Origin of the sequence: Desulfomonile tiedjei DSM 6799 (genome assembly GCF_000266945.1) — a bacterium.
Lineage (GTDB): Bacteria > Desulfobacterota > Desulfomonilia > Desulfomonilales > Desulfomonilaceae > Desulfomonile > Desulfomonile tiedjei.
Map to the genome: position 1 here is coordinate 18,915 of NC_018025.1, position 18,335 is coordinate 37,249.

Consider the following 18,335-nt stretch of genomic DNA (forward strand, 5'->3'; position numbering starts at 1 on the left):
GAAGTTCAATAATCGTATTCCTCGTTTCTTTTGCGAGAATTCCATCTTCATGAGGATCACGGGGAACCGCTGTCCTGCATGATTGCTCCTCATACCGATTCGCTTTTCTTTTCATAATGTGGGAGGCTGGGGTATTCTTCGCTCCGGACGACGCAAAGCCATCTGATCACTTCGCTCAAAACACCCCAGCCTTCGCTATCTTATGTGCAGAGACTGCGAAATGGTATCACAGTCATGTCTGTACATCGTGCACCGGAGATAGAACTTTTTCACTTACGCATTTGTCAAAGGGAAAAAACAGCATATAAACATGAATATGTCTCTAAACGCACATTGCACTTGTTTGGTGCAAAGAAAGTACCGTAAAGTGCTGTTCCGGGCAGGTTTTTTCAATCCGAAGAACACGTGATATCCTGCAATACTGAAAAATGGCTGGAGTATTTCTTTGCTCAAAAGAGTCTTTGTCGTCGGTATTATTTTCGCGATTGCGGCACTGGTAGGCCTCGGAGTGGCAGAGATATATCTGCAGCGGCTCGGGTACGGAAATCCTCCGCTGTATTCATACGACCCGGCCATCGGATATGTGCTCAAGCCGAATCAGGCATTGAAACGGGTCAATAATTGCAGGGTATCTATCAATAGTCTGGGAATGAGGTCTCCAGATTACACCTCTGAAAAGCCTGCCAATGTGTTTCGCACACTCTTGGTCGGCGATTCGGTCCCATTCGGAGGAAGTTATATCGATCAGCAGGATACGTTTTGCTCTTTGGCCGAGCAGCTTCTTACGGAAGAAACCGGAAGGAAATACCAAATCTTGAATGCAGGGGTAAATGCGTACGGGCCGCAAAATGTGCTCAAGTATCTTGAAACACGAGGCACGTACGGAGCTGACCTCGTTGTGGTATATTTTCCATGGGGGAATTTAAGGCGGGATTTTACGAACTTTTATGTTCTACCTTTCTGGAGCACGAATCCGCAGTGGGCTCTCAATGAGTTCTTTCGCCATCTGGTATGAAGGTTTTTCGGAAATCTTTCTCAAAAATGGAAGCAAATCGATCATTTCAAAAATGAAAGATGTTTGACACAGAATCTCGAGGCCTTATGCCGAATTAGAGATTTGTGTGAGACGAAAGGCACTCCGGTGTTGTTTTTGTGGTCACCTTATCTCACTGTTTTGACAGGAGAAGTATCAGATCCTCAAGCCAACGACAAACGAAGTCTTTATGAAGTGCTACCAGAACCACTGACTGTAGATCTGAGTCCTGAATTCGGACGTCTCGCTAATATTCAGTCGCTCTTTGTAGATGGTTGCCATTATTCTAAAGAAGGACATGCTTTCGCAGCCACACTGCTCTGCAAATATATTCTGGAGACTCAGAAAAAACACAATCTCATTACCAAACCTGGAAGATTCGATGAATGAGCTCCTCTTTGTCGGGAAAAAATTAGTCTCACTCGTGCTATATCCTGTCGGCGCAGCGCTGGTACTCTGCACAATAGGACTGATCCTTACTCGTACTCGCCTGAGAATCGGACAATTTTTGATAGGAATCGGAATTCTGACTCTGGCCGCAACCGCTTCTCCGTTAACCGCTTACGTTTTGATGAAACCGCTCCAGGAATGGGCAGGATCGTATGCAGATGCAGAGGAACTTTCTCGCAAAGGAATAGTGTTTATAGTGGTTTTAGGCGGTGGGGTAAAAGACGATAATTTGACCCCTGCGGATGGGGTCGGAGGAGTGCTCAGGGTATTGGAAGGAGCAAGACTGGTGCGCCGTATTCGTGGGAGCAAACTCGTGCTTTTGCGGCCGGGATTTCCTCGTGCGTATGCTTCTCAGGAAAAAATGACTGAATTCCCCATGGAACTCGGAGTTCCGAGAGAATCTCTTGTTCTGGAAAGCGGTGCAAAAGATACGTCTGAAGAAGCGGCTCTCGTAAAAAGAATCGTAGCCGATGAACCTTTTGCTCTTGTGACTTCCGCCTATCACATGACCCGGGCGATGGAAACCTTTAGAAGAGCAGGCCTCAAACCCGTGCCCGCTCCCTGCGAGTTCATCTCAACCAAATCTCCGAGTTTCATAAAATGGTTCATGCTTAATACTGAACCTCTCCTTGCATCTCAGGTGGCGATTCATGAATATGCCGGATTAGCCTGGATTCGGATAAAAGGCGCGTTATGGAACTGATGGGAAAGCAATAGTGTTGAATCGGCGAGAGCCGTATACGAGCACGTAATATGGAATCCTTGCCGCTCCTTCATCGCACCGAAGTAAGATGGCGGTTGCGGGAGCCATCATCAAGCATTGTTTCCAGATCGGACAAAGGGACTCTCGGTTTGCAGGGGCCCAACGCTCTCAGGATCTCTGAAAATTTTATGAATTTTCTGCCGGAAGCTCTCATCATGGTCTTGTGGCGAGCATCCGGCCATCCAAAATAGTTCGGTCTTATATCCAGGGATTGTGGCCTGAAAATGGCTGTCCCGTCCCGCAAATCTTCAATAGCTTTGACAAGCTCTTCACCTGCTTGTGCACAAACTCTCTCGTAAATGGAAAATGCCGTGTCGGCTCGGTCTATCCCAACCTTCACCTGTTTATAAATCGGTCCGGCATCGAAGCCTGTAGTCATTTTGTAAATAGTGAACCATATTGAATCGTCGCCTCTGGCAAATGCCCATAAGGCCGGCGAGATTCCTTTGTCTTTCGGAAGTTTGGATGCATGACAATTCAAGATGCCGTATTTGAACGATTTCAGGACAGAGTCTCCAATTTTTTGATCGAAGTTTATAGCCACGCCTAGATCTGCTGGAAAGAATTGGCTCAAGGTATCACTTACATTAATGTCACCTTCATTGAATGAGACCAGCCCATTCTTGCGAACAAGCGATGAAATACCGTTGCCGCCTGTCAATCGGGCCATTTTATTGCACGCATCTACCGTTGCTCGGTAAAGAAAATACCTTGGATACGTCTGTCGATAGATCTTGAAGATTGTAGGCAAGGAACTCTTTATTTTTGTCGAGAAAACTACCGCTTTTATTGACTTGCAGAATGTGTAGAAAATCGGTTCAGCCAACAAATAGGCAAAGTAGCTGTCATTACAGAAAAGAACGATATCCATAACTCATACCTCAATGATAACTCTTCTCAAATGGATTATGCCGTGAGATCAGGTCCGAACTGGCATTGCGCAACGTTTATAGACCTGGAGCATCCTGGTTGCGGTACCGTGGGGACTAAATTCTTCCCGTGCCAGCTCGGCAGATTTTATGGCATGTGCTTTATGAGAAGGGTAATTGTCTATGATTGAAAGCATAGCTTCAGTTATTCTTGAAACATCCTGGGGTACAACGAGTCCGGCCTGGTGTCGAAGGACCCAATCAGCGAGGCCCGTCTGATCGGACACGATCACCGGTAATCCGCAGATGATGGCCTCAGCGCATGATATCCCAAAGTTTTCCGAGTATGAATTTAACAGGAAAGCATCGGCACCAGTGAAACACTGTAGTTTTCGCTTTCCTGCAACTTGTCCGAGAAAGTGCACGCGATCCGACACACCACTGGAATCAGCCAAATTTCTCCATTGTCTATCAGTTCCCGCTTCCGTGCCTCCGGCTATTATGAGCTGAACGTTCGCATGTTTTTCGGCGAGTTCTGCGAATGCTTTTATGCTGAGGTCGATTCCTTTATGTGGATGTAGTCTTCCAAGGTAAAGAAAAACGAAGGCCGATTCACTGATGTTCAACTCCTGTCTGAACAGATTTCCTTCGGACACGGGGGTAAATGTGTCTACACTGACTTGATTGGGTATCACAAAGGTTTTGACTCCCGGAAAATATCTGAGTACTGCCTTTTCTTCCATTTCCGTCATGCAATGAACGCCAGAAGCTCGTTCCAGGACCCGAGATTCCACCAGAACTCGATAGAGCTCTTTCTTGATATTCTTGAGGAATTCTCTCTTCATTGCATTTGACATGAATGCTCCACGAGGAGACACAACAAAAGGAATTTGGGTGTTCCGAAGACAAAGAGCCCAGGCCATGTGAAAGAACGTGAAGGTTCCTGATATGTGGACCAGATCGAATTCAGGGACCCTTTGTTTCAGCAGCGAAATGAGCGATGGGGCAAAAAAGAAGCGCCAGTATCCTTGGCCGCGCAAATAGGTCACCTTTACGGAATCGATGTTGCACGGCACTCCAGGTGAGACGCGCAGACGTTCGTTCTTCCCGCCGATATCTGTGGTGAAAACCTCGACGTCATGACCGAGTCGAATCAGTGATTCGCACAAACCGCTTACCGCGAATACCGGTCCGCCAAGTTTCCAGGCGGGCTTGTAATAGGGAGCCAAATAAAGAATTTTCATCGGATTGTGTTATCGGTTTTTTACCACGGAGATTACGACTCGATTGTTGAAGAGGTTTTCCGATCTTCTTTTTCAGCATTTAACAGACTTTCAACCGTGGAACCGCGGGTTTTCGGCATTTGCTGCATGGTTGATAACTGCGATAACAGCAGCTCGAATCTCTTCATGGCTGCAGGCATATCGTAATATTCCTGAAAATAAGAGCGGCCGGAGGCACCGAAAAAGGCACGCTCGCTATTGCTCTTTTTGAGGTTCAGGATCTGCGAAGCTATGGCTTTGGCATCTCCGGGCGGAACCACATGTCCGCATTTCGCCTGTGCAACCGTTTCTGCTACGGCCGAATTTTCATCGGTTGCACAGATAATCGGCCTTCCCATGGCAAGGTACGTTACCAGCTTGCTGGGAACGGATGAGTTTACGTGAGACTTGTCCATGGTCAGGAGAAAGACGTCCGCAGTCGATTGCATCTCGGAGAGCATTGCAGCGGGTTGGAAAGGGAGAAATAGGATATTATCCAATCCCAGCGATTCTGAACGCCGGATCATGGGTTCTTTAAGTACTCCTTCCCCGACACTTAATATTAATACGTCATGTAGTTCAGACGTCTTTAGCTCCTGAGCCACATCAACCAAAACCTCGGCTCCGCTGACAATTCCCAGGGTGCCGGCAAACATAGCGACGAACTTATCGCGTGGAATTCCGGCTTGAGCACGCCACAGATTTAGACGGCTGGTCGGCCTGATCTCGGATCCATCTATCCAATTATGAAGTACGAAAATCTTGTTATCCGGCACTCCTCTTGAATTCAACAATGCTCTTCTGAAGGACTCAGAAATGACAATATTCGCACCCGCAGCTCTACAGGTAAGCGCATCGATCATGAGAGCGATTCGCATGGCAACACCTTGCCGACGAATCATGCCTGCAGATGCAACTGCCTCGGGAAAGAGATCCTGAATGTAGTTCACGACTGGAATCCCGAGGAGTTTCGCAAGAAATACAATGAAAGGGCTGCTTATAACCGGGACCATGTCCGCTACGATAACATCCGGCTTTTTTTCAAACAACAGCCGAAGTGCGGCAACAAGGCCGAAGGAAATATGGGAGAGTGCCCGCCATACTCTCTTTCTTTTTGTCCCGACAGTAAAAGAGAAGCACCTGATAAGTCTCAAGGTTTGGGTATCGGTTATCTTCCAAAAGCGTCTTCTGTAACCTTTAAAAATTTTCCCCCCAGGCAGGCTGGGAAAACAGGTGATCATCGTCACTTTATGCCCTGTGAGGCCCAGATGTCGGGTCAGTTGATCGAGCATCACTGAGGAAGGGACGATTTCCGGCGGAAAAACAGGACAGACGAATAGAATGTTCATACGTGTGCTATCTTCTTTCAAGCGGGTTAATACTGGGGAAAACCCTTCTTATAAGAAGAGTCAAAAGTTTCTTTGCACGAGTCCAGGAATTGTTGCTTTAGCTCACACTCAGCTCCGGTGTTGACGGCCGGAGCCCCAACGGGGCGATCCAAATGTAGCCATGGGTGGAACCCATGGAAAGAATTGCAGCCAAACCGATCAGTGAGGACCCTGACGGGGTCGACTATCGTTCAACTTGAACTCAGATGGACCAATGGTGGACCCTTTCAGGGTCAAAACCTTTACATGTAGCCGCTGACCACGGGTTCGCGAGACTGTCTCAAAAGTCGAATTTTATCCCAGATCGTGGCACGATTTCGTTGCTCCAAATAGTTTTGAGACAGTTTCTCGCACCCGTGGCTACTCATGGTTCGTCTCTTCGGGACTTCACAGCAATTAGCTAAGTTAAGGGCACAACCCATTTGCAGAAAAGGTTCCTCGAGTATTGCTTCTTTGAAGTTGATTGTTTTCGATTGGCTGATTGTCTGGGCGGAATCGGTAAACGGAAATACTATACCGATTCTCGAAAGTAATCACGGATTGTGAAGAGCAGTTCCCAGCAATTGGTAGCGCCGGCCTCCGTGCCGGCGAACAATTCACCAAACAAAGCAATAAGTTATTGCCGGCAGGGACGCCGGCGCTACTGATTCTTCCCATTGCAGGCATTGGATTCCGTCAAGACTTTCGATAACAGCTATACGCACGAGCCACGAGTTTTCTGTCTGAAACAGAGTTGTGTTGAAAAAGAGAAATAACGCCCTCAACTACTTTGTCTACCGTTATGCCCTGGAGACAAGGGGTATCACCATGTCTACACGTTTCCAGCATACAGCCTTCACAAGGAACCCAATGCCTGAGTATCACATGATCGTGTCCGATAGGGTCCCATCTGCCCGGAGCATCTCTGGACGAAAAAATGCCGATACACGGCACTCCCATGGTTGCAGCCAGGTGCATGGTTCCGGTGTCGTTTCCGATATACAGTCTGCAACGCCTCAGAACTTCGGCAGATTCTGACAGAGAGGTACCGCAGAGGTTTATACCTTCTCCGTTCCACTCCTCGATCAACTCTTCTCCCACCGATCCCTCGTTTGCACCGCCAAGCACTAGGGGAATCATGTTTCGATCTGTAATACAGAATCTTCCAACTTCAGCAAACCGTTCCAGGGGCCATCTCTTGCAGGGCATCTTGCTCCAGGCCCCGAACGCGACGAATTCTCGGTCAGATCCCGACTGCATCAGATGTTTGGCAAAAATTTGCGCGCTTGCATCCGGGTGGATGAGAGAATCGGACTTGAAGCTCAGGGTTCGCTCTATGTTACTCTGAACCATATCGAATAATCGGCGATAGCGCGGTTGCTGAGGAAGAAGACGACCGTCCGGACCTTTTTCAAAATAAGGATTCAAGGCATTTGATACGCCTAACATCTGCGATCCGCACAAGGATTCAAAGAAAAATTTGTGTCGCCCGACCATAGAAGATTTCGCTCCATCATTGATCAAATAGAAAAGCGGACCGGAGCCTAATCGTCTCATTTTGTAGGCAGTGCCGGAGAGTTCCAGAAGAGAAGAGAAAAGAGAGCGGTTCATGGCCGTATAGTGGAGCGCTCGTGAAAAAACACCCGAAAGTCGAAAAACTTCCCAGGACATCAGATATTGTTCCCCAGGAACCTTATCGCTCACGAGAATTATCTCACTGTCCGGAAAGGCTTCTCGAATAGCGTGTACAGCCGGAAGAGCGACCAGAGAATCACCCAAATGGCCGACACTGAACACGTAAATGGGCGTTCCGGGCTTCAGTTCATGCGGTCTTATCATCTCGTGATCCCTTTAAACCAGAAGCAGCCGCATCCTGACCGAAAAGATGCGATCAGTTCTGGAGAGGGCTTCCTTATCAGGTGCCCGTCTGCGGCTGAATCCGGAATAAACGCAAATTCTTTCAGTTCAAGTTCTGCAAAGTAATCTTTGATCAAATCGAATGAATAGACTCGTTGTCCGTTGAACATCACCTTCGGTGTCCCGAGCGGAACCACGATGAGGAGATCTCCTCCGGGAGCGAGAATCCGCTTCAATTCTGCTATGCCGACCAGATCGGCATTGGGATCGAGGGGATCGCCGTATCTACCGAGACCGAGATGTTCGATAACGTGCATGCACGATAGCGACACCACGCTATGGTCGGGGATGTCCAATTTTTCTAGAGTGTTTACTTTAACCGCCAGGTTCGTCAATTCCAGATCAGGAGGTCGCACATCGTGAAATTCCATTGGGATGAATCCGGACACCATTGAGCAGAAATACAGACTGGACCCTATGTCGACATGGAGAGCAGGTTTCGTCTCTTTCAAAATTCGAGCAGCCCAGGCACAATGATACACATAATGTCGGTCGAAATGAGTAACGGAAGTGTTGTCCTCCAGGCAAGGATAGTGGTCCAGGAAACTGACAGACAATCTCGAGCGCTCTTTCGACATTTTGCGAAATTCAAGAAAATCCCTGAAAAACCGCACGTATCGACGCCAACAGCTCGGCCGTAAGACCGGGCGCAGGTGGAGAAATAGTAACGCAATTCTGGTCAGAAAGGGGGACTTCTTAATATATGCTTTAATGGAAGTCGTTAGTTTCATGAAGATCTCAGAATGAGGAAAGTCGGCGAAAGGTTAGATTCTTTTAAACTCGTCAACAAAGAAACCAGGAACCCGGCGCGGCGAAGATTTTCTTGAAAAAAAGTGTGCACAGACAAGACCTATGCCCACACTGATGGCCCAATTGATGAATAATTCACGACTCAGAAGAACGGTAGCGGTGAAGAGTCCAGCTGACACCAAACTAGCGCTATACTGGACATACAAAGCGTAAAAGCAGACGCTCGTCACCGTCCAACCCTGCAAAGTGAGTGCTGACAAAGCTGCCAGAACAATCCCCAGAATGAACATTCCTCCTACAATTCCGCTCCATCCCCATCTGCTGTACAGATCTCCAATGAACATGGGCGGCGCGCTACCGCCGCCTTGAAACGTGCGAGTTACACCATACGTATCCATGCTAGCATCCCATAATTGCAGAGAAGGTCTTTCATGAACGAACACCTTCGGAATCATCATGGTATATAGTTCATCAAGACCCTCTGATTCCCTGAAAGGTATGATACTGGGCGTATCCTGGAGAATACGTCCGGCGAATGCAAAATCTGAAAGGCGTGAAACTACTATCTCAAGGGACGATTTTCCGGAGGCGTCCACCCTTTCACCGAGGGCAATTTCGGATATTGTCTCCAAACGATCAGAGAACGATCTGTTTAACTGATCGATATTACGATACACTTGTACTAAGGCCGTGGTGAATGTGAAGAGACTCAACAGACACAAAAAAACGAGCCCTGCCCGCCAGATTTTTCTCTCTAAAGTCAAATAGAAAAGAAGAAACCACGGAACCCAGCCGTAAGCGGCCATCCTGCTACCTGTCGGAAGAAAAACCAGAACCGAGACAGAAGCCATCAACCCAAACAAAGTAAAATCCTTCCATGAACGAGTGGTAATAGCTCTGTACAACTGAAGGAGCATACCCATTTGCGAAAAGCGGCTCAGGTAACCTAGAATATTATTATATTGACCTGTCCGCTCAATGAGACTCAGGATATCAGGGTCGAATCGCGCGTCGTACATACCCAAATTGAAGCGCAGAATTACAGCCGGGAGTAAAAATAGAAAAAAAGCGACATTCAATAAAACAGGAGGCGGGTTGAAGAAACTCTGTGAGCTTTGGTCCCTTCTCTTGGAATAAAGAGTTTGAAAAAGAGCCGCACCTGCGGCCATAGCTGTACAGCCTAGCGTACATGCCCACATGGCAATTGGAGTACCAGTCCATAAGTCTTGAGAAATTGCAGGTTCGGGAAGTATAAGATTCAGTACCGCAGGTATTGGATAGTACATCATGTACGCAAGTACAAGAATACTCATGAAAGAGTTAATTCGATAACCTGCAGTCATAAGGCATAGCATACAACTTACCGATGCGAAAAAAGCTGATATGGCAACTGAAAACTCGAACGGATTATCAGGACTGGAGACTAATAATAGCAAACAGAGTATTATTATTAGCAGAGGAAACAGCCATAATGGTTTCAAATTAAAGTAAGAAGCTTTTGGTAGAAGAAGACGCATTAGCAGAAATCCTGTGCATACATCAGCTTAACGAACCATTGTCTAATATTGCGCACAATATTTTTCAAAAATTGGGAGAACACTCTTCATGTCAGATGAGACTCTATCGAAATAGGTGTAGCCTGATGTCATTGCCCTACGATGGCCCGCAAGAGCAATCTGCTGTCGCTCTTCGTGGTTCTTGAGGTATAAGTTCAATTTCGTCATGAATTCGTTAGGTTTTGAGAAGAATTCTGCTTCTTCTCCTTCTTTATAAAAGGAAAGGTGTTCTTCGGTTCTCTCCGCAAGCATGAATGTACCCACGGCGGGGATTTCAAAGGATCTACCTGTGGAAGTATTCCGATTTGCATGTGACAAGAAGCAGAGTGCAATTTTAGCACTGGCCAGAATGCTTGCGTAATCCTTATCCGATACCGATCTGAATAGCGCATTTTTTACGTAAAACAACTTGTTGGGGGATTTTTTCCAACCATCACCCCAGATTTTAACATCAATTCCAGCTTTTATTGCAGGTAAAACAAAATCATCAATATGCTTTCGCCAGTGTCCGATAAAAACAACATCCGATCTGAATTCTTCTCGCTGCACCGGGGCTTGACCGCCAGGTCGGCATAATTCAGGATCAAAACCGAGATGGGTTTGTACAGCATGGGGAGCGCCCAAATTTATCAATTCTTGAACATTATAGATGTTTGACGTGAGATGTACGTGAATCAGAGGAATGGCTTTACGATAATGTCTCAACGGCTGATCCGGATTCAGGAGATCATCCGTCATATGATGCACCAGAAAGAGGCCTCTGTCAGCGAGTTTTCTTATCGTACCAGGAAAGGCAAACACGTTCTTGTCTATCCAGATCCAGTCAAATGTATTTTTAACAGCGATGTCAAGTAAACGTTTATTGAAAAGAATTGTTCCGGGGCCGAATTGCAGTTTGGTCTCAACACGGTATAACAAACCGGAATCACGCATAAAATTATCAGGATTGAGCACCTGGACTGCGTGCCCTAACTTTACAAGCGCATCCTTTCGGGATCTGCAGGTACCAGTGTGAGCTGGGCCAACGTAAAGAATTCGGAGCTTTCGTCCTTTCATAGTAGACCTGTTAAATTTGCCGTGATAATGTTGATCTTACAATGAGATCCGAATGTATGTCATTCTAAAGGATGTCGACTATCGATAGTTCTTAGTTGCTGAGGCCAAAAACACCCGCGTGTACACAGGGTGTTTTTGGCCTCCCATCTCCACGAAATCGTAGACCAGGAATCCGGTTCGGATAATTTGCCACAAACCAAAACGTATCGTTGATAGAAAGCCATGCGGAGCAGGCCCCAGTTCCCAGGCTTCATAATTCGTAAATCCGGTAAGCCGGAGAATGTTTTCAAGGCAACCGGGAGTAAATCCGATCTCATGAGTGAAATCTCCGAACTGCATGGCAGCTCCTGCTAACGATGCGGAATTGGGAGTTTGTAGAACCAGGCGGCCATTTTCTTTCAATGCACTTCTGATTGCCTGAAGAAAGGTAAGCACTTCTTCTTTTCTGAAATGTTCTACAATATCCAGCCCAACGATAAAATCGAACTCTGCTTCATGTGCTTTGAGATACTCGACAGCATCCGACAAAGTCACATCAGAACATACTTGCCTGGCAAGGGTCACCTGCTCCGGACTGATATCCACGCCTTTGACATTCGAGTATCCCATGGATTTGAAGAGATGGAGAAGCTTACCCCCTCCACAGGCAAGGTCCAGAATTGCTGCATTCTTATTTTCCGGAAGGACCCGTCTCAGAAAAAATCTGTATGCTCTTCCCCATCGTCGGCTGGCTTCTTCATCGAACGATGAAGCTCCGTTTTGCCATAGAGAAACATAACAATCATAAATCTGTTTCCGGTAATCCATAGATCCTCAAATCGTGTCAGCGGAGGGATCGGGTACGGAAGCTTTGCATTCCAACAGCGCTCGTACGCGTATCTCTCTCGTATGTCTTCTAAGGCCGGCTTCTCGTACAGCCGATCTCATGCGGGCGCATCGATCAGGGTCAGCAAGTAGCTTCCCGATCTGCCGCAGGCAATCCTGGAAATCGGTGTACACGGCAATTTCTTCGCCAATTCGATAGACTCTGCCCAAATCCTCATTCATGGAGGTGAGATATAAGGCACCGCACATAGGCACTTCGAAATCACGCCCCTTCAGACACTGGTAAGAACTGTATCCGACATAGCTAATGCCCAGATTTATCCTGCTCTTCGAGTAGATATCAATCATCCGGTCATCACTGACACGGCCGTTCTTCCACCCAGGGCCGAAGCACTCAACGTGTATTCCATTGGACTTGAGATAATGCACAAGGGACGACCGCACGCCGTATTTTGCGCCGATAAACGAAACATCGTACTCAAAAGGCAGATCCCTCGGAACACAGAAATCACGGTTTGCTGCTGAAGGCCAGAAGAGAGCGTTTCCTCCTTCCACCCGATATTTGATGAGTGATTTCGGACAATTCGTCAGATTTAAATCGTAAGAGGCACACACATCTGCCGGACCGGTCCACTGATCGCCAATTTTGCGACCCCGAAAGTACAGTCGGTCGTCCTGATGAAAGAGAAAAGTCGCAATGCCCATGTCGTTGATTCGAATAATCGTGTCTCTGGAAATACTCGAGCCGCTGAGATAAGAAAGGACTATGTCAACAGGGCTTTCCTTTGCGATTTGCTCGAGGAAAACCGGCAAATCGCGGTCAACGAATGTCCTTTCCCGAAGTCGATCTTGATTTGGGTTCTTCCAGCGTCTGTCCACGTAATAGCATGTTACTTTAACTATTCGTTCCAATTCAGGAGGAATGTTAGCTTGCTCCAGTTCATTCGACTTGGTCGTGCAGAATACTATGTGAAGATCTCTACCTGCCGGATCAGGCGGCCAGGAAATGCCTCTTGTCGCGAGTCGGTCCCTTAGTCGCTGAAACACAATTTGTGCTGATTCTTCTTCGAGGGACAGGCCCATCTCAAGAGCTCGCTTTTCGTACTCATATTGTTCTTTTTCGATTATTACGTTGTGATGCCGGTTACGAAAATCGGACCAAAGCGTGTGGACAAAGCGATTGTCTTTCAGTTTTTTCTTTACGGATTGCAGCATGTTGGTTTTGATCTGTGTTGCAGTTCTCGAAATTTCAGCCAATCCATTAGCATTCGTGCAGAATAATCAGCAGCGCTCGGCAGGGACATCGGGACATTAGCTATTGAGATTCCCTCAAACGTAGATTAGGGTCTTCCGAAAACATGATGGAGCACCAACTGTCTGATTTCTCTAAATAAGACGGTGTACACAACCAGTGCGCATAGAGTGGATATTCCAGCCAATGTGATCAGTTGTATAAGATCCGACGGATTCCAAACAGCTCTCAACGTTAATGTGATCCCGAGTGGGACAGCGAAAAGGAAAACGGTTTGTCGCAAGCCATATGTCAGTTCCGAAGAAGTGATCTGAAATCTCCGAGCGAGGACTCTTGCTTGCATAGGCATTGCCGCAAAAAGTATGGACAGTAAAGAAGCTAAAGCTATGCCCGTTATCCCATACATGTATCCCAGCACCGCCATAAGCGGCAGTTGAACACAGGCCTGGACTGCCACAGCAGTTCCGGAGGTCCTGAAATCGCCAAAAGCAGCGAGCATGTTACGGAATATGGAGAAAAAAATGGTCGATACAGCGCTCGCAAAAAACACGACATTCAGGAGAGGACCGCCGTAAAATTGCGGTCCCACCCAGATACTGACCACGGTTTCATTCAGGACCAATGCTCCGGATAATAAGAGAGCTCCCATAACGGTCGCATATTTCAGGATTTCCGCGGCAACCCTCTTTGTTCGAACTGTGTCTCCCTCTCCGACAATATGGGCCAGTGACGGCATGCTGGCATGAGAGATGTACCCCGCAAGCGTGGCCGACATTTTGTGTGCCATGCCCGTAAAGGTGAATACGGTACACGTTTCCGGGCTAATCGCGGCTGCGATGATCAGGTTATCCGAGTAGGTGCTCAATGCTCCTGCTGCATTCCCTGTGAACTCGTAGGAAGAAGCTGAAAAAATCTCTTTCCATACTTTTCTTTGGAAAGGAGATTTCCATACGAACTGTATATCTCTCTTCAGGATTACGAGTAGATATCCATAGTTTCCTATAACGGTCACAGCAGCGTGCACCAGAGCTCCGAGAGGGATTGAGATCAAACCGTATCCTGCAAAGAGCAAGACAATGGTTGTCCCCACACTCAGTGCGAGTCCTCCAGTGTAGCAGACATTCGTCAGAATCTGTCGCTGTAATCCCTGGAGAATGGATGCAGGCGTGAAAGACGCAAGCATCAGGGACATCGCTGCAGTACCGACAATGAAAGCATTCCTCAGTTCAAGGGATTCCGGGCCCGAAATTTGCACGAAGTGCGGAAAAAAGGGAGAGACTATCAGTCCGGCAATGAACGATAGGCTCGAAAGTCCGCATCCAAGAAGAATTCCTGTCGACACTGTAGATGCAAGCTGCTCGTTTTTTGACGAAGCGGCACAAGCTGCCACTTTCTGTATTATTACTCGGCTGATTCCCAGATCGAACAAGCCCAGAAAGCCGATCATGCTTCCACACGCGAGCCAAGCACCATAGAGCCGAGGCTCCATGTATGTCAGATACAGCGGGACAACGAGCACTCCCTTTATGAGATTCAGGAAGAAATTGACATAAAGAAAAGAAAGATACCATTGTGAGGCTCTTCTCAGGCTAGGTGCCAAGATGCCTCCCTCGCAAGCTCTTGGACATTTGCAGCCCGGGCATTTGATGAAATAGTATAATTAGTCAATATCCTTGAAGAATCTTATACCGATTCGCTTTTCTTCCGTAATCTGGCAGGCTGGAGGTATCCTTCGCTCCGGACGACGCAAAGCCGTCTAATCACTCCGCTCAGAACACCTCAGCCTGCGTCATCTTATATGCATAATTGCGAAATGGTATTAGTTGTCCCGTTTTGTTTGGCGCAGCAAAGACGGTGAGTGAAAAGATCTCTTGAAAAAATCGCCATGATCGCGGCATCCAACGCACAGTCCGATCAAATATCTCGTCCGCCGCTTCCGCCGGCAACAGATCGCAACTTGGGATGGGGTGATTCAGATGCAGTGGCAAAATTACCCATATCCGGCAATTTCCAGAGAGCAGCGGGGCTCAAGAAGTCTGTCACTGCGGCTCTCGCACATTTTTGGCGCACGTCTCTCAGGGTTTCCGGTGATGGAGGTCGGAAGGCAATAACCACTCCATCAACACCGTACAGGATCTTCAACTGAGGTAAATCATTGCCGGATCCCAGGACCGTTGTTCCCAGAATGCTCTTTCCTTTCATCCGTGCATCGTCATCCACGAAACCGATCACTGCAATTCCCGGCTGGAACTGAAGGTGTTTGTACGTTTCCATGCCGAGTCTTCCGGCTCCATAAATAATCACCCGATTGGAAAGAGATTCGCGGTTCGTGCACTCGCGGCGCTCGATCGTGCTTCTGATGACTACTCGGCTGGCACCCAGGAGCAGCACCATGATAACCGGGTACAGAATGTACACCATACGTGAATGCCCGGGCACCAACATCAAAAGGTAATTGCAGGTAACCAGCCATCCACCCGACAACAGGCAAATCTTGCCCATGAGCAGAAGATCGGGTACCGAGAAGAAGCGCAAGCTGCACCTGTACAATCCCATGAGTACAAAAATAACAGGATTGGAGATCATGATCACGGCTATCCCGCCGGAAATTTGATGGATCATCGGAAGTGTCTCGTGACGCAACATGTTGGCAAGGATATATGCAGTGACGGAAATAATAAGGTCCAAGCAGAGAAGCTGCATCACGCGAACCCGTGATCGCAGCATATCCAGGCGCAATGCTTTGAAAACGGTTACGTAGACGCCTTGATACAGGATGCGAAGATCCTTTGCCAATCCTCGGGTCCTCACGTATTCGATATCTCTTTTCAACTTTTCCGGTAATAGACTGTGAATGTAGTATTCTTCCGGATCCTCCGCGGCACCGAGAAGCTCGTCTTCATTACGATTTGAAATCTGATTCGGGCCGACAATACCCGGTTCCACGGACAAGACAATTTCCCAGAGTTCCGCGTAATACTTTACAAATTTAGGATCTTCCGGCCGGGGACCGACGAGACTCATGTCACCCAGAAGCACGTTTATGAGTTGCGGCAGCTCATTCAGCTTTGTTCGTCTGAGCAGTGCCCCAAAAGGCGTAACTCGCACGTCATGGTTGCTACACAAGCTGCAGCCTACCGAATCGGCGTTGTTCACCATGGTCCTGAATTTAAGCATGCCGAAAAGCCGCGAGCCTTTTCCTACCCGGGTGCACCGGTAGAATACAGGTCCAGGCGACTCAATTTTGATGAGACCGGCAATCATCAACATGAAAGGCCCGGCAAGCACCAAACCTAAAGAAGACAAGACGACATCGAATAATCGTTTCATAGACAAGCTTCGCTCTTATTGGATGTCTATATCCAACTAATAATACTGGTTAAATGTGAAAATCGGCGGCTCATCGTCTTGCCAAAATACTCGTAAGCAGCTTCGTGCGACACGACGTTGAGCGCAAATTACTCGCGATTCAGCTCATATTAGAGTTGGAATAATTCGGAAAGGCGCAAATAGGGAATTAAGCTCTCTCACCCAGGGGAACAATTCACCGTCCAGAAGACCGACCACTTCTGAACAAAATCAAATCTACCTGATTTTGATATTGCACGATTGGTAGCTTATCAGGAAAGTTTGAGAAAATCAATGGGAATTTTACCATTTCAGTGTTAATCACTTGTTTTGCTGTCAGTCGTTCTTCAAAGAACCAATAAAGTGAATTTTTAAGCCACTTTTTATTAAAAACTTTATCAATTATGATTGATTAAAATATGGAAGTGTTGAATATAAGTCTTCTAAATACGTACCCTCCGAACACATATTTGCATTTTGGTTTCGTCAGCACTCCATGAAAACCCGTTTGAATCCACGGGTATTCCCTGGATCCACAGGATGCCAGGAAGTAAGAAGATCCGGCCAGTATTTTATAGTCAGTGCCAAAAATTCTGTCTTTTATCTCGCGTGTGAATTACTAGGATACTGGTAGGGACCGGCGTCCCTGCCGGTCCATTCTACTGATATCATTGATTATATTTAAGATGTGCTGGCACGGAGGCACGGCACCCACCAATATTCCTACAATCTTCAATCGGTCACTACTCCGTGAATGACATTATGCAGCGTTTACATTTTCACTGACATTTGAAGGCGGCGGCAACAACTTGAACTCCTGGAGAAAATCTTTCAACAAATCCAATTTGGATTCCATATGCGAGATTGACCGCTGCACTTCAGCATTGCCATTTATCTGTTCTTTCAATCCTTCCAACGATGACCTCATAGACTCATCATTCATCAATGCAAGTTGTACAATTTCTTGGATATTACTCGTCAACCCGTTTATCGTTTCGGCAAGCAACGCGATCTCGTCGGTTCCCGGCACATGAACAGTCTGAGTCAGGTCTCCTGCCGATATGATCTCCGCGGTTTCCACCATATCCTGAAGCGGCCCCGTAATGCGCCGAATAAACATTATCAATACGATGAACGTCACCACAACCTGAACTCCGCACATGAGAAGAGCCTTGCTTCCAAGCCATTCCAGTCCCTGGATCACCGCTGCAATCGTTTCTCGCGGTCCCTGGTTGAGAGTCGAAAAAGTGTTTGCATTGATTTCCGCTTGTCGGATTGCGAGGATAAACTCTATGCTGATGAGCAGGGATGCAGCCGCTATCAGGCCGAAATAAGAAAGCATTTTTCGTTCGAGAGAAGAGCGCTTTTTCATGAGAAGTACCCGAAAAACCATTTAGATGATACATTCCATGCAGTTCTGCTGCCGGAAGAAATAAACCGGAGTCTCCGTAGCTTATGACGAACAATCGAGAGACCCGCCATTCGCGGAGAATCCTTCACAACCGGGCGAGATTGTGCTCGCCATACTATGTTCGCGGTCTAGCTGTCTGAACGTTGCTACTGTACTCAATTCGTGAAAGCGATCGCAAGAAAGAATTATCCTGCCTGCCGTGAGAATATCTTTGAAAAGCACAGACGCGAGTAATAATCTGACAGTTGATACGTGATATCATCTCGCAGTTGTGCACATAAGACAGCGAAGGCTGGAGCATGTCCTGAGCGGACAGATTAGACGGCTTGGCTTACAGCCAACATGAATCCTGAACTCTTTGAGGATTGACCTCTCAAGATAAAAACCTGGATTATTCCGCAGACAAGCAAATAAAGGTATGTTCTTCCAGTCAACCATATGATATGGTGAAGGAAATAGACCGGTATCGAGGGTGA

15 protein-coding genes are annotated in these 18,335 nt (G+C 47.2%); 3 read left to right on the forward strand and 12 right to left on the reverse strand.

The window, feature by feature from the left end; genetic code table 11:
* Positions 1–445: 445 nt before the first annotated feature.
* The 3 genes from DESTI_RS00105 to DESTI_RS28150 all read left to right on the forward strand — a co-directional run bounded on the left by DESTI_RS00105 (position 446) and on the right by DESTI_RS28150 (position 2,186).
* Positions 446–1,015, forward strand: coding sequence for an SGNH/GDSL hydrolase family protein (locus DESTI_RS00105; RefSeq protein WP_014807929.1), 570 nt, complete (start codon positions 446–448; stop codon positions 1,013–1,015).
* A gap of 135 nt (positions 1,016–1,150) precedes the next feature.
* Positions 1,151–1,423, forward strand: coding sequence for a hypothetical protein (locus DESTI_RS30510; RefSeq protein WP_157212057.1), 273 nt, complete (start codon positions 1,151–1,153; stop codon positions 1,421–1,423).
* Positions 1,416–2,186 carry a YdcF family protein gene (locus DESTI_RS28150; RefSeq protein WP_014807931.1) on the forward strand — a complete coding sequence of 257 codons (771 nt, stop codon included), beginning with the start codon at positions 1,416–1,418 and terminating at the stop codon, positions 2,184–2,186. The genes DESTI_RS30510 and DESTI_RS28150 overlap by 8 nt, the downstream gene beginning before the upstream one ends.
* Positions 2,187–2,256: 70 nt before the next feature.
* Here the strand turns inward: DESTI_RS28150 and DESTI_RS00120 are convergent, their stop codons facing one another.
* From DESTI_RS00120 to DESTI_RS00175, 12 genes are all read right to left on the reverse strand, one after another.
* Positions 2,257–3,117 carry a formyltransferase family protein gene (locus DESTI_RS00120; protein WP_014807932.1) on the reverse strand — a complete coding sequence of 287 codons (861 nt, stop codon included), beginning with the start codon at positions 3,115–3,117 and terminating at the stop codon, positions 2,257–2,259.
* Positions 3,118–3,165: 48 nt separating this feature from the next.
* On the reverse strand, positions 3,166–4,359 hold the full coding sequence (locus DESTI_RS00125; RefSeq protein ID WP_014807933.1) for a glycosyltransferase: 1,194 nt from the start codon (positions 4,357–4,359) through the stop codon (positions 3,166–3,168).
* Positions 4,360–4,391: 32 nt separating this feature from the next.
* On the reverse strand, positions 4,392–5,726 hold the full coding sequence (locus DESTI_RS00130) for a glycosyltransferase family 4 protein (RefSeq protein ID WP_014807934.1): 1,335 nt from the start codon (positions 5,724–5,726) through the stop codon (positions 4,392–4,394).
* A 714-nt stretch (positions 5,727–6,440) separates the two neighbouring features.
* Positions 6,441–7,583: a glycosyltransferase family 9 protein gene (locus DESTI_RS00135; RefSeq protein ID WP_014807935.1), complete on the reverse strand. Its 1,143-nt coding sequence runs from the start codon at positions 7,581–7,583 to the stop codon at positions 6,441–6,443.
* Positions 7,580–8,392, reverse strand: a complete 813-nt coding sequence (locus tag DESTI_RS00140) for a DUF268 domain-containing protein (protein WP_014807936.1) — start codon at positions 8,390–8,392, stop codon at positions 7,580–7,582. Before DESTI_RS00140 ends, DESTI_RS00135 begins: the two co-directional genes overlap by 4 nt.
* A 33-nt stretch (positions 8,393–8,425) precedes the next feature.
* Positions 8,426–9,724 (reverse strand): DUF8712 domain-containing protein, encoded by a 1,299-nt coding sequence (locus tag DESTI_RS00145; protein ID WP_157212059.1) that lies wholly within the window; start codon positions 9,722–9,724, stop codon positions 8,426–8,428.
* Between the two features lie 246 nt (positions 9,725–9,970).
* Positions 9,971–10,900 (reverse strand): CgeB family protein, encoded by a 930-nt coding sequence (locus DESTI_RS00150; protein ID WP_157212060.1) that lies wholly within the window; start codon positions 10,898–10,900, stop codon positions 9,971–9,973.
* Positions 10,901–11,101: 201 nt separating this feature from the next.
* Positions 11,102–11,830, reverse strand: coding sequence for a class I SAM-dependent methyltransferase (locus tag DESTI_RS00155; protein ID WP_014807939.1), 729 nt, complete (start codon positions 11,828–11,830; stop codon positions 11,102–11,104).
* Between the two features lie 6 nt (positions 11,831–11,836).
* Positions 11,837–13,105, reverse strand: a complete 1,269-nt coding sequence (locus tag DESTI_RS00160) for a CgeB family protein (protein WP_041285842.1) — start codon at positions 13,103–13,105, stop codon at positions 11,837–11,839.
* An 83-nt stretch (positions 13,106–13,188) separates the two neighbouring features.
* Positions 13,189–14,700, reverse strand: a complete 1,512-nt coding sequence (locus DESTI_RS00165; protein WP_014807941.1) for a lipopolysaccharide biosynthesis protein — start codon at positions 14,698–14,700, stop codon at positions 13,189–13,191.
* A gap of 314 nt (positions 14,701–15,014) precedes the next feature.
* Positions 15,015–16,430 (reverse strand): glycosyltransferase, encoded by a 1,416-nt coding sequence (locus DESTI_RS29615; protein WP_014807942.1) that lies wholly within the window; start codon positions 16,428–16,430, stop codon positions 15,015–15,017.
* Positions 16,431–17,208: 778 nt separating this feature from the next.
* The gene (locus tag DESTI_RS00175; protein ID WP_157212061.1) at positions 17,209–17,820 is read right to left on the reverse strand and encodes a HAMP domain-containing protein; all 612 of its coding nucleotides are present in this window, start codon (positions 17,818–17,820) and stop codon (positions 17,209–17,211) included.
* Between the last annotated feature and the right edge of the window lie 515 nt (positions 17,821–18,335).

Bases quoted from the DNA above. Each gene is read 5' to 3' on its own strand.
- DESTI_RS00135 (WP_014807935.1), bottom strand. From the start codon at position 7,583: ATGATAAGACCGCATGAACTGAAGCCCGGAACGCCCATTTACGTGTTC.
- DESTI_RS00120 (WP_014807932.1), bottom strand. From the start codon at position 3,117: ATGGATATCGTTCTTTTCTGTAATGACAGCTACTTTGCCTATTTGTTG.
- DESTI_RS28150 (WP_014807931.1), top strand. From the start codon at position 1,416: ATGAATGAGCTCCTCTTTGTCGGGAAAAAATTAGTCTCACTCGTGCTA.
- DESTI_RS00150 (WP_157212060.1), bottom strand. From the start codon at position 10,900: ATGCGTGATTCCGGTTTGTTATACCGTGTTGAGACCAAACTGCAATTC.
- DESTI_RS29615 (WP_014807942.1), bottom strand. From the start codon at position 16,430: ATGAAACGATTATTCGATGTCGTCTTGTCTTCTTTAGGTTTGGTGCTT.
- DESTI_RS00140 (WP_014807936.1), bottom strand. From the start codon at position 8,392: ATGAAACTAACGACTTCCATTAAAGCATATATTAAGAAGTCCCCCTTT.
- DESTI_RS00130 (WP_014807934.1), bottom strand. From the start codon at position 5,726: ATGAACATTCTATTCGTCTGTCCTGTTTTTCCGCCGGAAATCGTCCCT.
- DESTI_RS00125 (WP_014807933.1), bottom strand. From the start codon at position 4,359: ATGAAAATTCTTTATTTGGCTCCCTATTACAAGCCCGCCTGGAAACTT.
- DESTI_RS00145 (WP_157212059.1), bottom strand. From the start codon at position 9,724: ATGAGTATTCTTGTACTTGCGTACATGATGTACTATCCAATACCTGCG.
- DESTI_RS00155 (WP_014807939.1), bottom strand. From the start codon at position 11,830: ATGGATTACCGGAAACAGATTTATGATTGTTATGTTTCTCTATGGCAA.
- DESTI_RS00175 (WP_157212061.1), bottom strand. From the start codon at position 17,820: ATGAAAAAGCGCTCTTCTCTCGAACGAAAAATGCTTTCTTATTTCGGC.